General features: G+C 49.6%; 17 protein-coding genes. 9 read left to right on the top strand and 8 right to left on the bottom strand.

Translation table 11 applies throughout. The features are described 5' to 3' along the window. Positions 1–79: 79 nt before the first annotated feature. From HOK28_02665 to HOK28_02655, 3 genes are all read left to right on the top strand, one after another. A complete protein-coding gene (locus HOK28_02665; protein MBT6431965.1) occupies positions 80–886 on the top strand; it encodes an SDR family NAD(P)-dependent oxidoreductase in 807 nt (268 codons plus the stop codon). 1 nt (position 887) lies between these two features. Next, entirely contained in the window at positions 888–1,415 is a 528-nt protein-coding gene (locus HOK28_02660) for a hypothetical protein (GenBank protein ID MBT6431964.1), read from the top strand. Between the two features lie 175 nt (positions 1,416–1,590). Then, the gene (locus tag HOK28_02655) at positions 1,591–4,131 is read left to right on the top strand and encodes a DUF4215 domain-containing protein (protein ID MBT6431963.1); all 2,541 of its coding nucleotides are present in this window, start codon (positions 1,591–1,593) and stop codon (positions 4,129–4,131) included. 40 nt (positions 4,132–4,171) lie between these two features. Here the strand turns inward: HOK28_02655 and HOK28_02650 are convergent, their stop codons facing one another. Together HOK28_02650 and HOK28_02645 are read right to left on the bottom strand one after the other, a co-directional pair. Beyond that, positions 4,172–4,717 carry an NUDIX hydrolase gene (locus HOK28_02650; GenBank protein ID MBT6431962.1) on the bottom strand — a complete coding sequence of 182 codons (546 nt, stop codon included), beginning with the start codon at positions 4,715–4,717 and terminating at the stop codon, positions 4,172–4,174. Continuing rightward, complete coding sequence (locus tag HOK28_02645; GenBank protein MBT6431961.1) at positions 4,710–5,924, bottom strand: aminotransferase class V-fold PLP-dependent enzyme; 1,215 nt, start codon at positions 5,922–5,924, stop codon at positions 4,710–4,712. Before HOK28_02645 ends, HOK28_02650 begins: the two co-directional genes overlap by 8 nt. Positions 5,925–6,011: 87 nt before the next feature. Here HOK28_02645 and HOK28_02640 point away from each other — a divergent pair, with 87 nt between their 5' ends. The 3 genes from HOK28_02640 to HOK28_02630 all read left to right on the top strand — a co-directional run bounded on the left by HOK28_02640 (position 6,012) and on the right by HOK28_02630 (position 9,902). Next, positions 6,012–7,034: a glycosyltransferase gene (locus HOK28_02640; protein MBT6431960.1), complete on the top strand. Its 1,023-nt coding sequence runs from the start codon at positions 6,012–6,014 to the stop codon at positions 7,032–7,034. A gap of 59 nt (positions 7,035–7,093) precedes the next feature. Beyond that, entirely contained in the window at positions 7,094–8,986 is a 1,893-nt protein-coding gene (locus HOK28_02635; protein MBT6431959.1) for a S9 family peptidase, read from the top strand. Between the two features lie 103 nt (positions 8,987–9,089). Next, positions 9,090–9,902, top strand: a complete 813-nt coding sequence (locus HOK28_02630; protein ID MBT6431958.1) for a hypothetical protein — start codon at positions 9,090–9,092, stop codon at positions 9,900–9,902. On the opposite strand, the gene HOK28_02625 is transcribed toward HOK28_02630, so the two are convergent. The 5 genes from HOK28_02625 to HOK28_02605 all read right to left on the bottom strand — a co-directional run bounded on the left by HOK28_02625 (position 9,887) and on the right by HOK28_02605 (position 14,695). Further along, positions 9,887–11,386: a DUF2779 domain-containing protein gene (locus tag HOK28_02625; GenBank protein ID MBT6431957.1), complete on the bottom strand. Its 1,500-nt coding sequence runs from the start codon at positions 11,384–11,386 to the stop codon at positions 9,887–9,889. The two genes, HOK28_02630 and HOK28_02625, sit on opposite strands and share 16 nt — an antisense overlap. Before the next feature lie 11 nt (positions 11,387–11,397). Next, positions 11,398–11,658, bottom strand: a complete 261-nt coding sequence (locus tag HOK28_02620; GenBank protein ID MBT6431956.1) for an acyl-CoA-binding protein — start codon at positions 11,656–11,658, stop codon at positions 11,398–11,400. A gap of 38 nt (positions 11,659–11,696) precedes the next feature. After that, on the bottom strand, positions 11,697–12,929 hold the full coding sequence (locus HOK28_02615; protein MBT6431955.1) for a hypothetical protein: 1,233 nt from the start codon (positions 12,927–12,929) through the stop codon (positions 11,697–11,699). A 31-nt stretch (positions 12,930–12,960) separates the two neighbouring features. Beyond that, entirely contained in the window at positions 12,961–13,923 is a 963-nt protein-coding gene (locus HOK28_02610; protein MBT6431954.1) for an isopenicillin N synthase family oxygenase, read from the bottom strand. A 73-nt stretch (positions 13,924–13,996) separates the two neighbouring features. After that, complete coding sequence (locus tag HOK28_02605; protein MBT6431953.1) at positions 13,997–14,695, bottom strand: histidine phosphatase family protein; 699 nt, start codon at positions 14,693–14,695, stop codon at positions 13,997–13,999. 285 nt (positions 14,696–14,980) lie between these two features. On the opposite strand from HOK28_02605, the gene HOK28_02600 reads away from it, so the two are divergent. Beyond that, the gene (locus HOK28_02600; protein MBT6431952.1) at positions 14,981–16,699 is read left to right on the top strand and encodes a serine/threonine protein kinase; all 1,719 of its coding nucleotides are present in this window, start codon (positions 14,981–14,983) and stop codon (positions 16,697–16,699) included. Between the two features lie 24 nt (positions 16,700–16,723). Here the strand turns inward: HOK28_02600 and HOK28_02595 are convergent, their stop codons facing one another. Continuing rightward, on the bottom strand, positions 16,724–17,182 hold the full coding sequence (locus tag HOK28_02595) for a hotdog fold thioesterase (protein MBT6431951.1): 459 nt from the start codon (positions 17,180–17,182) through the stop codon (positions 16,724–16,726). Between the two features lie 209 nt (positions 17,183–17,391). On the opposite strand from HOK28_02595, the gene HOK28_02590 reads away from it, so the two are divergent. Then, entirely contained in the window at positions 17,392–18,231 is an 840-nt protein-coding gene (locus HOK28_02590; GenBank protein ID MBT6431950.1) for a response regulator, read from the top strand. Positions 18,232–18,315: 84 nt separating this feature from the next. Next, a complete protein-coding gene (locus HOK28_02585) occupies positions 18,316–18,978 on the top strand; it encodes a thiopurine S-methyltransferase (GenBank protein ID MBT6431949.1) in 663 nt (220 codons plus the stop codon). The last annotated feature ends 1 nt before the right edge of the window (position 18,979 follow it).

The following is an 18,979-nucleotide window of genomic DNA, read 5'->3' as shown; positions in this document are numbered from 1 at the left end:
TTTACCTCAATTGCTCCAGAGCACTTCTAAATATTCAATTCACGGGTTATGCAGCCTTTCATAATGAAAGGGTAGTCACATGGCTATAGACTGTAATGAGCACGTAGTGTGGATAACTGGCGGTGGTTCTGGAATTGGTAAGGCTTTGGCCAAGGAGTTTTTAGACCGCGGAGCGAAAGTTGCGATCTCTGGTCGAAGGCTGGAAAAACTTCAGGAGACCGCGGCGGAATTAAGCAGTGATTCCCAGAGCGTTCTGTCCGTAGTTTGTGACGTGACCGATTCCGAGGCGGTTAAAAAGTCGGTGGCTGAAGTCGTCGGGCATTTTGGCAAGCTTGATATTGTGGTTGCGAACGCTGGTTTTGGTGTCGCTGGCAAGTTTGAAAAAATCAGTCCCGAACAGTGGAAGGGACAATTTGATACCAATGTGCTTGGCGTTGTTCATACGCTCCAGGCGGCATTGCCTGAGATTGAGAAAACGAATGGGCGCTTGGCTGTTGTATCGAGTGTCATGGGCAAAATCGCGATGTCTAAGTCCTCGCCGTATGTCTCATCAAAATTTGCATTGGTTGGTCTTTGCCGCTCACTTCAGCTTGAGCTGCATGGTAGCGGTGTAACGCTTACCAACTTACTCCCAGGTTTGGTTTCAAGTGAAATCAATCAAGTCGATAACAACGGAGTATTTCACCCGGATCGAGAAGACCGCCGGCCCAGCAAGTTGATGTGGCGTGCTGACAAAGCTGCCAAAGTGATGGCGACGGCGATTATGCGAAGAAAGCGTGAATATACATTTACGGGTCACGGTGTTTTTCTAGCCTCTTTGGGGCAGCATACACCCGGTTTGTTACATTGGGCGATGACACGTTTCGTGAAGGTTGAGCGACCTTAATATGTTTTCAGTTCTCAATTTGGCATTATCCATTTTGGTTTGTATTTTAGTGGGATGCTCAGATGAAACTGAGGTAGGTAGTCTCGTCAACCATACGCTTTGGGAATATGTTCCATTAGAGAATGACCCCTACAGTGCCTTTGCCACTGAAGAGTCCTCGTGCCCAGAAGGTGGCTACAAAGTAGAGGGTGAAGGCTCAGACCAAATTTTGGAGATCGATACAGGTATTTGTAACTTCGTGACCCTGGAGCAACCCCTGCCTCGAAGTCTTAAGGCAGGTGATACCCTTGAGTGGTCTCTGTGGCATTTAACTTTGGTATATCTCGAACCAGCCGAGGCTTATGTCGCAATGACCATTGGTGATGAGCTGCTTTGGGAGAGAACGATGCCCATCCCAAGCCCTGCGGCCGCCTATTCTCAGGAGCTAACGGCTCCTATGGCTTTCGATGCAGGTGAACCCATCCGGATACATTTGCACAACCATGGCAACAATAGCTGGCGCTTTCATAAATTAGCTGTTGTTGAATAGTTCAACATAATCAGCGGCTTACATTTCTCTTTGGGCTCTGTATCCGCCATTCTACGGTTTTCTTATCCAAATCTTAACCAAGGCCTCGAATAGTGTGTAGGTGAATGTGCTCCATGTCTTTCGGTTATGGAGTTCAGTTTAACTCTCTGGTTGTGGAAAACGGGATACGAAATTAATGAGAAGTAATCGGGCTTTATTTGCAGTGCTGGTAAGTTGTTCCCTCATAGTCGTCGGTTGTGCAGAAGAGACGCTCCAAGGTGTTGAGTTTGTTTGCCAGAGCGATGCTGAATGTAACGATCAAGACCCATGTACTCAGGACTCATGTGCCGCTGACGGCTTCAGCTGTAAGAACCTTTCTTTAGAAGACGGTGACATCTGCGACGGGGGCTCATTTGCTGGGATTTGTTTGGCCGGAGCCTGTGGAGAGTCCATTTGCGGTGATGGTTATGTCGATGACCGACTCAACCCCGCCGAGCAGTGCGATGATGGTAATACCCTTGATGATGATGGCTGTGCTGCGGACTGTACGCATGATGCTCCTGATTTAATCATCGATTTCCCTAATCGCGGTGAAACATTTGATGGCGATACGACTCTAACTGTTTTGGGACGTGTGGATGATAAAGGTGTCGGAGTCGATGCTCTTTACGTGAATGGTGAAACGGTTGAAGTAAAAGTGGACGGTTCATTTGAGCACGAGATGTCATCTGTACAAGGTCTTAATAAAATCGATGCTCGTGTTTTAAGCCTCGGCGGTAAAGAAGACACGGCGACCCGTGGTTATTATTACTCGACTCAGTGGTGGGATGCACCTCTGGTAGAAGAGGAAGCAATGGCTGGACTTGGTGACCGAATTGAATTTCGCCTTGGCCAAGAAGCATTCGATGATTTTGACCACCCATGCTCTACCGTAGATGGCGTTTACGTCTGTGACGAAGTAGACGATCTGGCAACTGTTGGTGAAATTATCCTAAACGATTTAAGCGTCGATGATTTTGGTGGTTCGATTGGACTCTATGAGGAAGAACTCGAGTTACTCAACCAAACGATTCCTATGTCTCTGCCTCCAATTGAGATTGAAGGTGTCGGCACAATTACACTCTCTGGTGACATCGGACTTTTCGGCGGCGTAGTCATGAAGAGTGAAGTGATTGAACTGGACATGAACGAAGTTGGACTGCGCTTAGAGGCACGCGATGGCGGACTTGATGCCGATGTATCGATTGACTCGAATGTTGAAGGACCAGGTTTCACGGCAACTGTGCGCACAAGTGCTACTGTGAACATCGAAGCTCGATTTACCAACGTGAGCGCGGTTTTAGAAACCAGCTTCATCACGCTTAATTCACTCGACTTGGTTTGCTTGTTTATCCCGCCAGGGCCACCATTCAACACAATTTGCCCCGCTACTGCAGGCGGCCCACTTGCACCTCTAGGAGCATTGGAGCCAGATCCTACAGCGTGGGTTGATTCAGGCTTAGCCATTGAGCGGATGCTTATGGAAACAGGTTTTAATATTCAAACGACTGAAGTTGGTTCAGTTGATGTTCAGCTCGTAAACGGGACCATCGATATGCTGGGTGGGCAAGTGGACTTGACGCCAGTTCAAGATATCCAGATTGACCTCGGTGGCGTATCCATTTTGGGCGGACTCGAAGTTTTTGACTTAGGTCAGGTAGACCTTAGTCTCTTAGCTTCTGGAATCACGGTTTTTACAGACGGCGTCTTAGGGCTGTTTTTAAACGACCTTCAATTTCTCTTGGAACCAGCGGTCAACCTCCTACTTTTAAACCCATCAGATCCACTTAGTGTCGGTGATGTAGTTGAAGATTTTATTATGGGAATGTCTACATCAGGTCCATTGGCCTTGGGTGCAAGTCTGGAAGCAGGTTTACCGAGTCCAGAGCTGACCTTAGATACCCAGATATCTTCTCTGTCTTTTAGGGCACCGGAGAGCGGCGACCTACGCACCGGTGGAATGTTTATTGGATTCGAAACGAAAACAGCTTCTGAGCGTGGGACGGTGCGAGAGCCTTTAGGCTCGCTGGTGCGGTCATGCGAAATACTTGAAGAAGATGTCTGGAACTCGGGTTACTCGATGGATGCGATGAAGCACTTAGATGTTGTGAACCAGGGCCTCTTCAGTGCCTTTTGGACAGGTGAACTTAGTGGCTCGGTGCCTACTTCGTTCGCTGCTTCGGCGATTGAAAATGTAGCGGGGCTTGAGCGCATAACTGCATCGTTAACTCCAATGACCTCGCCAATCTTAAATGATTGCGGCGGTGATTTAAGACTGGAGTGGGCCGACATGCAGGTAGCAGGAACCATGGATGAAAATGGTGTTGAAACTGATTTCACCGGTTTTGTTTCTGCCAGTATCCCCGTCATGGTTGAGGTAAACTTGGGCGTGCCTGAGCTTAAGGTCGACCCGGCAAGAGCCAAATCAATGATCTGGGAAGTAACCGGTGGAGAAGCCAGTACAGAGGCGCCGCAGGTTTTACCTGAAGGTATGGAAGCGCTGTGTACGAACTTTGCGCTGGAGTATGCAGATGCAGTGATTACGGCTTTACCAGGTGTGGCGTTTGACTTAGCAGCAATGTTTGACATCGAGCGCGGCGCGGCGGTTGTGATGGAACCAGCTCTCGTTGAAACCGTACAAGGCGTTATTAAGATGGCAGGGCAGCCAATGCCTGATGGAGTGGAGCCATCTAACTAAGCGTGCAAGACCACCTCGAGGGGGAGGTGGTTAAGCATTCTTAAATCACACCCGATGCTTTGAGCAGCGGCTCAGCGCGCAGTAAAGCGATGACTGTTTTCCCGTCATTGATACGTCCTGATTTAGCATCCTCGATAACTTGAGCGGCTGGGATTTTCTCAACTGTCAGAACCTCGTTATCCTCTAACGCTTGAGTGGACTTCTTCAAATTTGTAGCCAGATAGAGCCATATTTTTTCATTGGTGAATCCCGGCGTTGTCCAAATAAACCCTAAAGGTTCAAAAGAGTTACTGGTATACCCCGTCTCTTCTTGAAGTTCACGCTCGGCGCAGGTGTGTGGTTCTTCACCCGCATCAAGTTTTCCTGCGGGTATTTCCAATATGAAGCCCGACGCAGCGTACCTAAATTGACGTACCATAATGATACAGCCCTCGTCATCTAAAGCTACCACCGCAGCCGCACCCGGATGGTCTATGAACTCTAATTCCACGACATGGTCATTTGGTAGCTGGACTTTGTCGATAAACATATTAAGAAATGTTCCGCTGTAGCCGGTCTTTCTATCTAAACGTTTGTATTCACTCATGACCAAATCCCAACTGAATGTTTTGTGATTTTTGTATTTCGCAGAGCGCAAGCGCTAGGTGTTCATATTGAGAAAGATGATTGTAGAGTTGGGCCGATATTCGTAATGTTTTTATTGGAGAGTAGGGCTGGTCAAAGACTGGGACCTCTATCCTATAGTCGTCCATTAAAATCTTTTGGAGCCCAGCGTTGGGGAAACCGCCAGGCAAGACCTCAGGGTTTAGGGGAATTGCGACCATGGATCCAAAGAGGGTGTCGGGTACAGGAAGGCTGATTTGCAGAGCTTCACACAGTACATCACGTGCTTTAAGGGCGAGTACGTGATTGGAGCTTTGAATTTCATCCCATCCTCCCTCCATCCAGCTTCCCAGTAAATCGATGGCTGCAGGGATGACCATATGTGCAGTCGGATCATGGGTGCCTTGCCAATCAAATTCGTTGCGGAAGAATGAACGCTCTCCAACGGGCGCATTCGCACCGTGGCTGATAGCAAGTGGCCTTACCTCATGATGTTTATCCTCACGCACATAGAGAAAAGCAGAGCCTTTAGGAGTGCAAAGCCATTTATGACAGTTACCCGTGTAATAGGCTGCGCCGATTGTTTGCAGGTCGATTGGAATTTGACCAGGAGCATGGGCTCCATCGACGAGGGTATCGATCCCTTTCTTGTCTAAACACTCAACAATCTCACGTATCGGCGTGACCACCGCCGTTGGACTTGTGATGTGGTCAATGATGGCTAGCTTTGTTTGCGGTGTGATGGCCGACTCAATGGCGTCCACAATTTGGTCACTGGATTGCACGGGGTAGGGGAGTGTCGCGGTTTTGATGCAGGCTCCGCGTTCCTTGGCAATAAAAGAGGCAGCGTTATTACAGGCGTTGTAACCATGGTTGGTGACAATGACTTCGTCGCCGGCTTCGAGTGGATAAGTACGCAGGACAGTATTGACCCCTTGGGTGGCATTCGGAATCAAGGCGAGCGTATTTGCCTCAGTTTTTAGAAAGCTGCCGAGCCGAACCCTGACAGCATCCATTCTAGGAAGAAGTTCGTGGGTGAAGAACCTAACGGGCTGCCTTTCAAGTTCTTGTCTTATTTGAGTTTGTTGCTCCAGGATGGTTTTAGGGCAGGCTCCATAGGACCCGTGATTGATAAACGTTGTTTCGTGGTCTAGGTGCCAATGTTGAATCAAACTAGAATATTTTGTCATGGCAGGTTCCTTCTTAATCACCGATTGAAGAATTTCTAACGTATCCCGGCGCTGGCGACCAGAGTGTAAATGCATTAGATACTAGTCATGGAGAGCCAAAGCGAAGCCCAGATTTCTATTTTGTTGCCAGTGCGTAACGGTGGGGAGTTTCTAGAAGAAACGCTCTTAAGTCTTCAGGCTCAAACGTTTGAGAATTTCGAACTCATTTTAGTGAATGATGGTTCCACAGACGATACGGCAGAGATCGCAAAGCGTTGTTTTGCGGGAGACACCAGGCTGCGACTCCTAGACACAGGAGACAAGCCAGGTTTGGTTCCCGCGTTGCAGCTTGGCTTGCATGCCAGTCGAAGCGAGTACATCGCTAGAATGGACGGCGATGACATTGCATTGCCGCGCCGCTTGGAACTTCAATATGCGCTGATGAAGAGCTCGCCTGAAGTGTCGATAGCAACCTGTCAGGTACAAAGTTTTAGTGAGGGTGAACTAGGTGGCGGGTACCGGCATTACGATGCCTGGCTGGAAACCTTGTTAACGCATGAGGATTTCATGAGAGAGCGCTATGTAGAAAGCCCGCTCTCGCACCCAACTGTGATGTTTCGTCGGCAGGCAATCTTAGATTTGGGTGGATACCGAGATCTTGATTGGCCGGAGGACTATGACCTTTGGCTTCGGGCGGCAGAGGCAGGGCTGCGGTTTGCTAAGGTTAACGAAACGCTTTTGCGGTGGCGTGATTATCCGAACCGAACGTCGAGACAAGATAGCCGCTACAGCCCGGAGGCCTTTTTAAGATGCCGTGCTCATTTCATGGCCCGTGGTCCGTTGAAGGAGGCCGAGCATGTGGTGCTCTGGGGGGCGGGACAAATGGGCGGAAAATTGGGACGATTTCTTGTTGCCGAGGGTGTGAAGCTGCGTGCTTTCGTAGATATCGACCCACGAAAGATTGGGAATCTTCGGCTGGGGGTTCCCGTGATTGGTCCTGCTGATCTGGAGGCCCATTCGGGTTGCCCGCTGGTGTCTTGTGTGGGAAGTCGTGGTGCGCGCAGTTTGATTAGAGAGCGGCTCAAGGACATCGGTTACGTTGAAGGTCAAGATTATTGGTGTGTGCTTTAGTGCCATTTCTGATGAAATGAAGCCCCAACCGAATTTTGAGCAGAGAAGAGAATAAGCCAATGGTACACGGTCGTAAGAATATTCAAGCCAGTCCAATCATGCCAGAAGATGTCGCCGGTTCTTTAAGGCTGGGTGATGCTAAATGGGACAGTGATGGTGAAACTCTGGTGTGGCTAGAAGGACGTTCTGGCCAAGGTGTCTTGGTTGTTAAAGGGCCGGGAAAAGCACCACGGGATTTAACCGGTGAATTGAATGTTCATGCGGAGGTCGGTTACGGCGGAGGCGACTTTACGGTTCACGGCGGTCACGTATATTTCGTTTTGAAGGGCTCGGGTCGAATTTACCGAATGAGCCTTGAGGGTGGAAAGCCAGTGGCCATCACACCTGATTTCGGACGAAGCGCATCGATGACGATTTCTCCTTGCGGGCAGTGGATGCTTTACGTTCACCACGATGACGGAGAGGACCGTTTAGCGGTTGTGGATACTCTGGGTCGTCATTGGCCGCGTATTCTGAGTGAAGGTTGGGACTTCTACATGCAGCCCCGCTGGAGCCGCTGCGGAAAACATGTCGCTTGGATTTCTTGGAATCATCCCAATATGCCTTGGGATGGCTCAGTGCTTCAGTGTGGTCAAGTTCTTGTTGACGGTGAGGTCCTACCTACTCTTGAAAATGCCGAAGCTCTTGATGGGGCCGGTGATGTTTCGGTTTTTCAGCCAGAGTTTTCAGAGGACGGGACGAGTCTTTACTATGTAAGCGATAGAGAAGGTTTCGGACAAATTTGGAATGTGGAGATTGAGACCGGCTCTCGAAAGCAGCTCACTTTTGGGCAAGAGGAGTACGGCCAGCCGGCATGGGTTCAAGATTTGCGAACTTATGCTCTGATTCATAATGATGAAAAGGCACTGACCATCGTGAATCGCGCTGGCTTTATGCGTGTGTGTCTTATTGATTTAAAGAATGGGGTTCAGGAAGACCTCGATTCTCTATCGCATTTTGGTGATCTGTCCCATTTGAGTATTTCCCCGGACGGTCTTCGCGTCACGGCAATTGCAAGTGGTGGTGCTTTGGCATCCCGTCTGATTGGCTGGGATTGTCCATCGGGTGAATTAGAAACTTACTTGGTGGCAGCCCAAGCACCTGAGGCGAATGCCCTTAGTAAAGCCGAGCCGATGACTTACGAGAGCGCAGGGGGATGCTTAGCCCACGGGATTTATTATCCACCGGTTGGCTCCGTTCCGGGTCTGGAGGGTCCACCCCCGCTTTTGGTGATTGTCCATGGTGGGCCGACGAGCCAAGAGACCGCACGTTACAATGTCCAAGCGCAGTACTTCGCAACTCGTGGATACGCAGTGTTCCTACCGAATCATCGTGGGAGCAGCGGCTATGGACGTGCCTATATGGATGCGTTGCAAGGCCAATGGGGAGTCGTGGATGTTGAAGATGTGGTCGCGGGTGTGCGGTTTCTTACCGAGGCAGGCAAGGTAGATGGCAGTCGATGTGCTGTCATGGGTGGCAGTGCGGGGGGTTATACCGTCTTACAATCCATGATTCATGAACCCGATGTTTTTTGTGCAGGTGTTTCTTTGTACGGCGTTACCGATTTGTTTGGCCTCTTGGCCGACACCCATAAATTCGAGGCGCATTATCCCGATGGCTTGATCGGTGTGTTGCCAGAGGCCCAGGAAATCTTTAAGGCGAGGTCCCCAATTTTTCATGCGGAGAAGATTCAACGCCCTCTGGCGATCTTCCAGGGTGAGGAGGATCGAGTCGTCCCCTTGGCTCAGGCTGAAAGTATTGTTCAAGCTTTACGTAAAAATGGGGTGCAGTATCAGTACCGCGTGTATGCCGGTGAGGGCCACGGGTTTAGAAAAAGTGAAACAATTACAGACTTTTACGAGTCCGTAGAAAACTTTTTAAGCAAATACGTCCTCCGAGTCATGAACACCTAAAATAACACCTCGCCAAGGCCTCTTTTGCCTCAAGTGCTCGCGATACCCGACGATGACTTAGGTGGGTGAACCCGATGTTAGGGTTCTGAGGAGGCGAGCGGCGGTGACAGCAATCATTCCAGAATTTCAATTCACGAAAAATAGCTTTGGAGCCAACGACGATTCGGTTTTTGCCGAAGAGACGACGGGTGAGTTTCCGGTACCCGGTACCGTGAGTCTAACGCGTGTCCTGAAGCTGCGCTGTACTTTACGCGACCGAATCAACCGCTGGGCAGAACGTTCACGCTCCGCGATGATACAGCTCGAAGGCAACAGCCACATTGCGGGCATGTATTATATCCGAGAATTACGAGAGCAGGCAGGTGCACCCAATGCAGCTCGCCATGTTGACCAACCGATTGTGTGGGGCGGTGGTCCGGCTGTTCGCACCACGATGGTCGCTCAAATGATGCCTCACGTTGTTGCTGAATCAGCGAAGATGGGGATCGAACTTGCCGAGGCTGCTGAGGTGATGCTCACGGATGTACTGCATGAGAGCTTTGAAGAACTTTTTCACGACATTGAAACTGTACGCTCTGGCCTTGTCCAAAAGGTTCACGAGGCAGGCGGTAACTTGATGGCGCTGAGTGCGGTTGTAGAGCGGGTAGATGGTTTGAGCATTCCCGAAGTGCCGACCGAAGCTGAAATTATGCGAGACCTCTTTTTAGGTTACGCTTATGCGCAGCGCATGCATATTCATGGTGACCGTAATAATTTGGAACGACGTGGTAGCTTTTATCGCTCACAAGAAGTTTGTGATGCTTCGGTCGTTCATGCTCAGGGTATTTGCTCGGTGCTTAATCGGTTGCCGGATGTAGACCTACCCGCAGGACGCGGCGAGCTTTTGAAAACAGTTGAGTTTCACGCAGTGGGTTGAGACTCAACCCAGGTCTTTAAGTATTTTCTAATCTCAATCAGTGCCTGCGTATCCATCGCGCAGTAAACAAGAAGCTGCTTGTGAATTTCTTCACGTTCCTCATCTGACTCCAATTCAATACTGCGCAGGTATTCGTGCATCGCCGCTTTACCGTCCGAGATATCAAGTTCTTCGTAACGTAGATGAGGTGCCAGCGCAGGCAGTACTCTCTTTATACTAAATGAACCCAAGAATCCGGGGTGATAAAAGTGGTCTCTTAAAAGAACCATCACGTCCCAGGTGCGCTTTAAAAGCGCCTTGAGCGGTACACTGAGTTCTGGGAATAGTTTTGCCATTTGCGCGATTTCAACTTCTTCATAGTTTGAATAGATACAAATGGTTCCTGTATCGCCCAAGGATTTTAGAAGGCTTTTGGTAAACGCTTCGCGTGGGTCACTTTTATGTGGCCAAAGAAATTCTTGATGCTCGATGGTCCCGTCTTCGTGCTCGATATGGTTAGACCACTGAAATGGGATGGAGTCGTATGGCCGAGAATGCGGATAAGATGGAATAGCATTCATGAAAGATTCAAAGTCGATATGGTGAATAGGGTATTGAACCTTGGATATCTCTGAAGCAAGTTTGTCGGATCCCTCGGGAAGACCACTTTTGATACAGCGAAGCGCTCGCATCTGTATTGGTCCCAAGTCCTTGGAGTCCGTTAGTTCCCGTACATCGGTGATGTTTTGCTTTTCTAATCGGTTACGTAGATGCCCCGAGAGCTGGGGAAGTAGAGTAATCGGATACGGGAGTTCTTCCACAGGTTCATCGTGACAGTGGTCGTAAAACGCACACGGATGTGGTTTGGAGCACTGTTTGCCTTGGCGCACAATTGGGGGAACTTCGTCATTGAGAATGATGTTAAACTTTTTGACGGATTGTTCAGCCTGAGTCATCAAATCATCTAAGTCGTCGGTGCAATCGGTGAAGTTGAAATACTTTTCCAGCTCAATATCACCGCCTTGAAATTGATAGTTTTTGTTGACGGTGAGCATGCCTGCACGGTCTACATCAATGCCCAGTGACCGGAGCATCCAAAGTTGTAAAGCCAGATCTACGAGATGACTCTGACGAACTCGAGTGGTGCTTTTAACCTCAAGGAGATCCCACGAGCCTTCGGGGGTCTTGGCCAAAATATCGGTTCGAATAAATGTGTTTTGAAAAGTGAATGCGCCATCAAATATCGCACTGGTATTGTGGTCGGTTAGGGCATCAAGGGTTTGGTGCGCTGCTTCAGCTGAAGTGATTTGGCGGTGAGGGATCTGAACCCCTTTGGGATATTTTGTTCTGGCAAGCTCTTCAACTTGAATGCCGCCTTTGAACAGAACGTTTTGAAAGCCTGAGAAGCGAGCGGCCAATTCTCTTCGGTGAAATTGATTCCACATTTTTAGAAGACATTGGTGCCCGGCAAGGAAACGTCTTTTTGAAAGCAGTGCCGGATTCATCGTTTTAAACTTCAGCGGCCAAGTAATTGGTCAACGAGCGTAATATACGTTTCCATACTTTGGTCTTTAGAATGACCTTTTAAGCCTGCCCATGCGTCATATTTGGCACGGCCTGCGATATTCATCATACCGGGTCGCTTACCTTGAACATCTCCAACAGTTGCTTGTTTAAAATTCGAATAAAGTTTTAGCAGCATTTCGTTGCCAGGATTGGAGGTGAGGGTTTTCACATCAACCTGTGATTGTTCGAATTTACTTGTTAGGTCACTCATATGAAGCGCTCCTGATGTTGAAGTTGCCAGACCTTACTCTAATTCGCAGGCTCTTCGCCAGTATCATTTAGAAGCCCATTTTGTGCGATATCCTCGAGCAGCTCTTTGATTCTAGGGTCCGCTTCGTTCGCTGACGGTAAACCTATCACATCTAACCCGTTTTCTAGGCTGTCATCACAGCTGGTAATGGGTGTTCCCATGGTACTAACGGGTGTGATTTCTTCACCGTAAATACTGGCCATCGTAAAATAGCTTTTTGAAAGATTGTAATCCCAGCACTCGGTTGCCTGGAGGAATTGACCTTCGGCCATCTCCGCATTGGTTGCCACGAATTCAGCGCGCCCACTGCCAGCCGGGCTGCGTCTGAGATAACTCCAAAATGCCATCTTTACAGCGACGTTCTCGAGCGTGTCTGGATTACCATCAAAGTCAAATTGCGCACCGAAGTTGGAATAGGAGAGGGTGGTATCGGAGGATGCAATATCTCCGTAGAGGTAGTCGAGGTCGATAGGTGGCGCGCCGGGCGCGTTTTTGGGAACAAAGTTTCGAAAAATACCAGCTACGGATGTAAGCGTTTTGTCGGTGGGGACTCCGTTCTCATCAAGATGGGGTCCGTGATTACGAAGAGCTACGAATCTCCCTGAAGCTAAACAGCCCGGGTCTGAAACTTTGCCATAGGCTTCAACAAAACTTTTGTTGGTATCAAAATCAAAAACCAGCAGGGTGAGGCCCCATTCAGGGTTGTCGGCATTGGGGGTTGAGCCACCGAGTACAATCGGCGTGAGTGTATTCAAGTCGTAATTTGCGCCTCGCATCAAGGCAAAGATGTATTCTAGGGGCGAGCCGGTCGGTTCGTCCTCGTCAAAATAGTCGGCATTGTAGTCACTGTTTTTGCTTACGAAGAGGGCGAGTGTCCCGAAATCTTTTCGTGCTTCAAAGGGACCCCAAACCAGTTGCGTGGTGTCCTCATTGTAGAGAGTCGGAGGGAAACTGGTAAGTTCGACGAGCGTCTCATTCATCAAATTGAAGGTATATTTTACCGGCGCTAAGCTTTGCTCGGCCAAGGCTGGAGCAAGAGCCTGCGGTGTACCTGGGGAAACGACAATGGTTTCCATGGGGGTGGGTGGAATAAGATTAGGGTAGGTCGGTAAGGCGTTGCGGTAGGTGTTGACTAGGTTTTCGTCAAAGACACTTTCTGTGCCGTCAGCGATGGGTTGTTGGCAGCCCGCCAGGCCAACAAAGGCCGTAATTATACAGATAGAATACTTCACCCCTTAATTCGGCCACAGGGGATACGGAGAGTCAAACAGTCAAGCCGATTTCTTTCAGCCGTTGCATCAGAAAGTCTCGAGCACTGATGGATTTAAACTCTGAATTAGGCCCCATCTTACGGACACATGATTCCAGAGGTTGAAGGCTCACTTCGGCCCTTGGGTGAACGAAGAAGGGCATCGAAAAGCGCCGCTCTCGAGCATTATTGGGGTTCACGACGCGATGAGTTGTGCTTTTGAGAACTCCATTGGTGAGGTTCTGAATCATATCACCAGCATCGACTACAATTTGGCCTTTGAGCGAATGTATCGCACGCCAGGTGCCATCGCGTTGGAGTAGTTCAAGCCCTCCATTGGTCGCCTCACACAGTAGAGTAATGAGATTGATATCTTCATGTGCACCGGCACGAATGGATGCAGGTTCTGCATCATCTGCAATAGGTGGATAATGAATGATTCTCAAAATGGTATCACCGTCGATGGCCATGTCGGAAAGAAGCTCTGTCGATTCTCCCAGGTAGATACCGCAAGCCTGAAGCAGAGTCATCGCGCATGTTTCGAGTTGTTTATAGAGTTCGAGAAAGTCAGGTTGAAAGTCCAGGCTAACATCTTCCTGCTTAGGCCAGATGTTGTGCCCATAGACTTTTGCGAGTGCATGGTCTGGAGTGAGTTCACGCCCCACATGCCAGAACTCTTTAAGGTCGGGCGCAGGGCTGTCTTTGGCGTGCTCTTTTCCAAAGCTTGTAAAACCACGCTGACCATTGAGCTCTTCAAACTCATATCTTTTTTTGGTCTCTTCTGATTTTGAGAAGAACAACTCGGCATGCTTATAGCAACGCTCGATCAACGTTGAGTCAACGCCATGGTTGGTAACGGCAAAGAAACCAAGGTCCATCAGCGCATCGCCAAGGGTTTGAACAAATTGTTGTTGTTGCTCAGAGCTACCGCCATGGAAGTGGCTAAGGTTTACGACCGGTATCGTTTGTTCAGACATCGTTATTCTCACTTTATCTACTTAGCCATAGCGTATGAGCTTTGGCCTTTATTTGTCATGGACTATTTTTATTTTAGCGCCTTGTGATGAGCTCTTCGGCCTCAAGGTGCGGCAGGTTGTTCATACTATCGAGATTGAAACGACCGTCGTTGACGAAGAAGCGGGAAAACGCGGCGTTATACACAGCCCAGCACATTTGCATCGTTTTCTCGTCGGAGAGCTCAAGAGCCATGCCGATCGCAACACCTACGGGACCGCCCGATGTAAAGAGTGCGACCCGTTGGGATGACTTCATGGTTTCGGTGACTTTGCGAATACCGGTTTCCATTCGTTTACGTGTTTGCGCCCATGTGTCCATGCCGGGGATCACGTGTTCACCGCGCGCCCATTCAAGCGTGACTTGCTCCAAGAGTTTGCCCAAGTGACCTGCTTGAGCCGGATCCTGAGCCACCATGAGATTGCGAATCTCTTCACTGCGCGGGTCATCTTCGCGCTGCATAAACCAGCCGAAGAGACGAAATGCATCAAACTCATCGAGTTCTTCAATTATTTCGGCATCTTGGGGAGTTGTTGAGGAGAGGCTCAGTGTAGCTTCAGCGGTTTGTTGGTGCCTTTTGCAGGGACCACAGACCACTCGGTCGATGCTGTGGGGCTCTTTGGCAAACCATTTGGCGAGAAGCGCCGCTTGCTGGTAGCCAAGTTCTGAGAGCTGGTCGTAGTCGTCGGCTCCGAAAGATGCCTGCGCGTGCCGAATAAGAATGAGTGTACTCAACTGAATATCCTATGTTTTATCGAATTGCTCTGATGACAGCGAGAACTTCAAAAGGCAACGAAAAAGTATCAAATATAAGGTAGTTTTAGGTCACTTAGGCGGCTTGTGCCCGTTGACTGAAGCCCCGTTTGTGGGTGATAGCGGCATTGGTAGTTTGCTCACGAATGGGTATGGGGACCCGAGCAGCGATTCCTAAATAAATGAGCCTTGTGTGTAAGGAGACGGCGCGCAGGTATTTTGGACACGTTGATGAGGCGCTTAAGCGAACTTGTCAGGGGATAAGCTATGCATTCGAATTCGGTCCTTTCAGCAGGCACGTTTGATTCCAAGGAACTTGGGGCAGGACGAACGGTTGTTCCCGGAGGACCTCCCCCTAAGGCTGAGCGGCAAGATTTGTCCAACGAAGTGCTGCAATCGCGTGTGCTGAGCCCAGAACTTCGTGCAGCCGAGTCGTTCGACGCGCAAGAAATGATTCACGCCCAAACTTGGTCCAAAGTATTAGGCTTCTTGTGTGCGATTACGGGAGCCTTGATTGGTTTGGTTGAAGGTCACCCCGATTTAAAGCTCGCCGCTCAGGTTGCCTGTTTTGTTTTAGTACCTGTTTGTTTCTGGGTTGCTCAGCGCGCGGCACAGCCAAGTGGCTATACCCGTTTTGTTTACCGGGCATTCGGTTGGACGGCATCTCTTAGCTCACTTCCCGTGATTTACTTTTTAGGGGTATTTTCACCAGCGCCTTTAACACTTACTCTGGGCATTAGTTTTTTTGGGCTGGCCCGCGATCCCTTTTACGCATGGATTATCCCGCTTAGCGCAACACTGGGGTATTTCCTTTTGGCGCTTGGTGTCGTTCTGGGAATTATTCCGGATATGGGAATGCTTGCGACATCGGTCTATGACGATACGGGTCGTATCTTTATGACCGTGATGGTGCCGTTGGTTCTTTTATGCACGCTTTGGTGTGCGCAGAAGTCACGGCAAACTTTGGTAGGGGCTTTAGAGAAGGCGCATTCATCGGCCTATCAAGCGGAGGCACGTGAGTTTCAACTTCACGAGGTCAATCAAGAGATTAATGCTGTCCGCCGCTATGGGGCGGGGAAATCGGGGCGTTTTTCTGGTGAAATGGCTGGACCTTTTCGCCTTGAGGCGGTGGTTGGCCGCGGTGCCATGGGCGAGGTTTATCTTGGCTATCACCGAGACAGCCGCATACGCGTGGCTGTTAAAATATTATCTGAAACAGAGGGGTGTGACCCTTCAAACTTGGCTCGTTTTTTACGCGAGGGAGATATGCTCCGCGCCGTCAAAGACAGTCACGTGGTTCAGGTTTATCAAGTGGGCCGCTTGGATGGGCCGATTTCATCGCATTTTATTGCCATGGAATACCTCGAAGGCGAGGACCTGGCCGCAGTTCTTCGTCAATCTGGTGTAATGAGTGTTGATGAGGTCACCCAGTGCCTTGACGAAATCACGGTGGGGCTCTCCGCGGTTCACCGTGCGGGCATCGTTCACCGAGACTTGAAGCCGCAAAACCTATTTTGCACAACCTTCAATGGCGTGAAGTCATGGAAGCTTTTGGATTTTGGGGTTTCTAAATTTGAGGGAAGCCAGGGTACCTTAACATGCAACCAACTGGTGGGAACACCGGCTTTTATGTCTCCAGAACAAGCGCGCTCTATCGATGTAGATACGAGAAGCGACGTATTCTCACTGGGGGCCATTGCTTATCGGGCGCTAACGGGACGAACCCCTTTTGCTGCTGAAGAGCTTCCTGGTGTGTTGTACAAGATTGTTTACGAGCATGCGCCAGTGCCATCTTCTTATGTTGTAGATATTCCAAAAGATATCGAACGTGTTTTAGCCGTCGCATTATGCAAAAACCCTGTGAACCGGTTCCAGAGTGCAGAGCAATTTCGCGATGCTTGGCTTGAAGCCAGTAAGAATAATTTACGGGCTGGTTTCAGGGTACGAGGAGATGCACTGATGCATCTTTATGGTTGGTATTCCTAAATCAACAATTCTCTTCAGTTGAGTTTAAACTTTGTTAGAACGAGTTTTGGGCTTGGCTACATTATAAACCCCTTGCCCGGTAGCGATGGGACCAATTTCGTTTGGGTCATCTCCTTCTGAGAATATTTCCATTCGCGCAACGCAGACTTTATTGCCCATCCGAACCACTTTAGCTTCGCAGATCATTGCTTGTGCGGGCCCTGGGCGTAAGTAATCGATGCGGAGGTCCACGGTGCTGAGCCGGTCGCTCTCGTTCTCCAAGAGACTCCAACAGGCTGCGCCGCCGGCAGCATCGAGAAGAGTAGCAAGAACCCCGCCGTGAACCGCTGGCCGACTCGCGTCGCCTGTAAGGTGTGTCGCCCAGGGTATACGTACCAAGCAATAACCCTCACGGATGCTCTCAAGCTTCATCTGCAGGTGTTTATTAAAAGGGACTTCCTCTTCCATCAACATTTTCAGTTTCGAATAGTTCTTGTCAGTCATAGATGAAGTGAATGCGTTTTTAGTCTCGGGATCAATGCCTGAACGGTAGGTGAGTAGAATCTTACATAATGGTTGGAGGTAAGAGATCAAAGCGTACTTTGTGGTTAGGATGATGTTTAGAGAAGGTGCTGTTGGCTATCGTTTCAATGGGCTATCCGGCTATACTTAACAAGTTGTCGTTTGGGGGCTTCTTTTTATCCGGGGGGAACATGGAGTTTAGGCGGTTAAATCCAGTACCTCTCGGGCGTCGTAAGGCCCAAGACCATCAACGTATTCTCTACGTGGAAGACGAGGATACGAATTGGGAGGTGGCGCAGCTTTGGTTGCGAGATAAGTTTAACCTCACACGGGCAAAGAACGACCGCGAGGTCTTTGAGCTTCTTGAGAAAGAAAACTTCGACCTCATTCTGATGGATATCCAGCTTTCGGGCTCCACCCTAAACGGAGTGGACATCACTAAAATTCTACGGGGTCGAGGAATCGGACAAGTTCCTGTGTTCGCGCAAAACATCGACTGCAAGGGTGCAAGAATCATTTTCGTAACTGCCTACTCAGCCCGCTACTCTCGAAGCGAGTTGGTGCAGGCTGGCGGCGACGAAATGCTCGCAAAACCAGTGAATTTTCGGCGATTGAGTGTCGCCATTTCTAAGCTTTTGGTGGCAGAGGCGGCCAGCCAATTAGAAGTCACTTCGGAACAATTGCGTGAGCGTCAAGAACCGCAGAAGCGCCGTCACATGAGAGTGCCCATGCAACTCAGTTGTGATCTGGAAATCGATGGTCAAACATTTCTCGGCCGTCTGGTTGATTTGTCATTGGGGGGCGCGAGGTTTCGGATCATTGGCGAGGATAATGGCAGTGCCATCGAAAGAGGTGGCGCGGCCGAGATTCGCTTTGCGACCGCTTGGGGAATGGTGAAGGGGCCTTGCAGCATCGCTTGGGTGAGCGTTGGTTCACACAAAGAAGCTGGGCTGCAGTTTGGCGATCTGAGCGGCCCGGCGAAATTGATTCTTGAGAAATGGCTTTCGTCCGACAAGAGGCAATCCCACTAGCCTGATATTACTTGTTTTTTTAAAGCTCCATCTTTTCCTTGTGACCTTTTCCTCAGCTGGGTAGAAGCTCTGCAGGAGGTTGCGATGGAAGGACATGCATGGCGTAAACGCTGGGCTGACAATCAGATTGGTTGGCATCAGGAAAAGTTTAATCCACGGCTCGTGGAGTTCTGGGAACGCGTCGCCGGGGAGCGCAAAGGCCTGGTCTTGGTACCTCTTTGCGGTAAAACCTTAGACATGATTTGGCTCGCGGAGCAGGGACACCAAGTGGTGGGTGTTGAGCTTAGCGAAATCGCTATCGAGTCTTTCTTTACAGAAAACAAGATGGAGGCCAAGTGGGAGCAGGAGCATGGCTTTCGTTTGATGCGCTCTGGTTCGATTACAATCTATTGCTGTGATTTTTTCGAGACCGATACGAAATGGTTAGGCGATATTGATTTTATCTATGACCGAGCCGCTCATATCGCTCTGCCGCCTGATGTGAGGAGCCTCTATGGGGCGCATGTGGGTAAACTCATCAGCGCCACCACAGGCGGATTGCTCCTGAGTATCGACTATGACCAAGCCAAACACGATGGCCCTCCCTTTTCTGTGCCACCTGCGGAAATACAGAAAAATTTTGGTCACTATTTTGAACTTGAAATGTTGGTTGAAAACGAGGTGATCGACACCCGGCCGAAGTATCGAGAATGGGGTTTAGACTCCTTGGTCGAGCGTGCCCACATTCTGAAAGCCAGGGCACGCTAGA

The organism is Deltaproteobacteria bacterium, from assembly GCA_018668695.1.
Lineage (GTDB): Bacteria > Myxococcota > XYA12-FULL-58-9 > XYA12-FULL-58-9 > JABJBS01 > JABJBS01.
The sequence above is the reverse complement of the archived record's forward strand: the minus strand, read 5'-3'. Positions and strand labels throughout refer to the sequence as shown.

What these genes read in the sequence shown, in the direction of transcription:
- HOK28_02665 (MBT6431965.1), top strand. Translation starts at nt 80, where the DNA reads ATGGCTATAGACTGTAATGAGCACGTAGTGTGGATAACTGGCGGTGGT.
- HOK28_02660 (MBT6431964.1), top strand. Translation starts at nt 888, where the DNA reads ATGTTTTCAGTTCTCAATTTGGCATTATCCATTTTGGTTTGTATTTTA.
- HOK28_02655 (MBT6431963.1), top strand. Translation starts at nt 1,591, where the DNA reads ATGAGAAGTAATCGGGCTTTATTTGCAGTGCTGGTAAGTTGTTCCCTC.
- HOK28_02650 (MBT6431962.1), bottom strand. Translation starts at nt 4,717, where the DNA reads ATGAGTGAATACAAACGTTTAGATAGAAAGACCGGCTACAGCGGAACA.
- HOK28_02645 (MBT6431961.1), bottom strand. Translation starts at nt 5,924, where the DNA reads ATGACAAAATATTCTAGTTTGATTCAACATTGGCACCTAGACCACGAA.
- HOK28_02640 (MBT6431960.1), top strand. Translation starts at nt 6,012, where the DNA reads ATGGAGAGCCAAAGCGAAGCCCAGATTTCTATTTTGTTGCCAGTGCGT.
- HOK28_02635 (MBT6431959.1), top strand. Translation starts at nt 7,094, where the DNA reads ATGGTACACGGTCGTAAGAATATTCAAGCCAGTCCAATCATGCCAGAA.
- HOK28_02625 (MBT6431957.1), bottom strand. Translation starts at nt 11,386, where the DNA reads ATGAATCCGGCACTGCTTTCAAAAAGACGTTTCCTTGCCGGGCACCAA.
- HOK28_02620 (MBT6431956.1), bottom strand. Translation starts at nt 11,658, where the DNA reads ATGAGTGACCTAACAAGTAAATTCGAACAATCACAGGTTGATGTGAAA.
- HOK28_02610 (MBT6431954.1), bottom strand. Translation starts at nt 13,923, where the DNA reads ATGTCTGAACAAACGATACCGGTCGTAAACCTTAGCCACTTCCATGGC.
- HOK28_02600 (MBT6431952.1), top strand. Translation starts at nt 14,981, where the DNA reads ATGCATTCGAATTCGGTCCTTTCAGCAGGCACGTTTGATTCCAAGGAA.
- HOK28_02595 (MBT6431951.1), bottom strand. Translation starts at nt 17,182, where the DNA reads ATGACTGACAAGAACTATTCGAAACTGAAAATGTTGATGGAAGAGGAA.
- HOK28_02590 (MBT6431950.1), top strand. Translation starts at nt 17,392, where the DNA reads ATGGAGTTTAGGCGGTTAAATCCAGTACCTCTCGGGCGTCGTAAGGCC.
- HOK28_02585 (MBT6431949.1), top strand. Translation starts at nt 18,316, where the DNA reads ATGGAAGGACATGCATGGCGTAAACGCTGGGCTGACAATCAGATTGGT.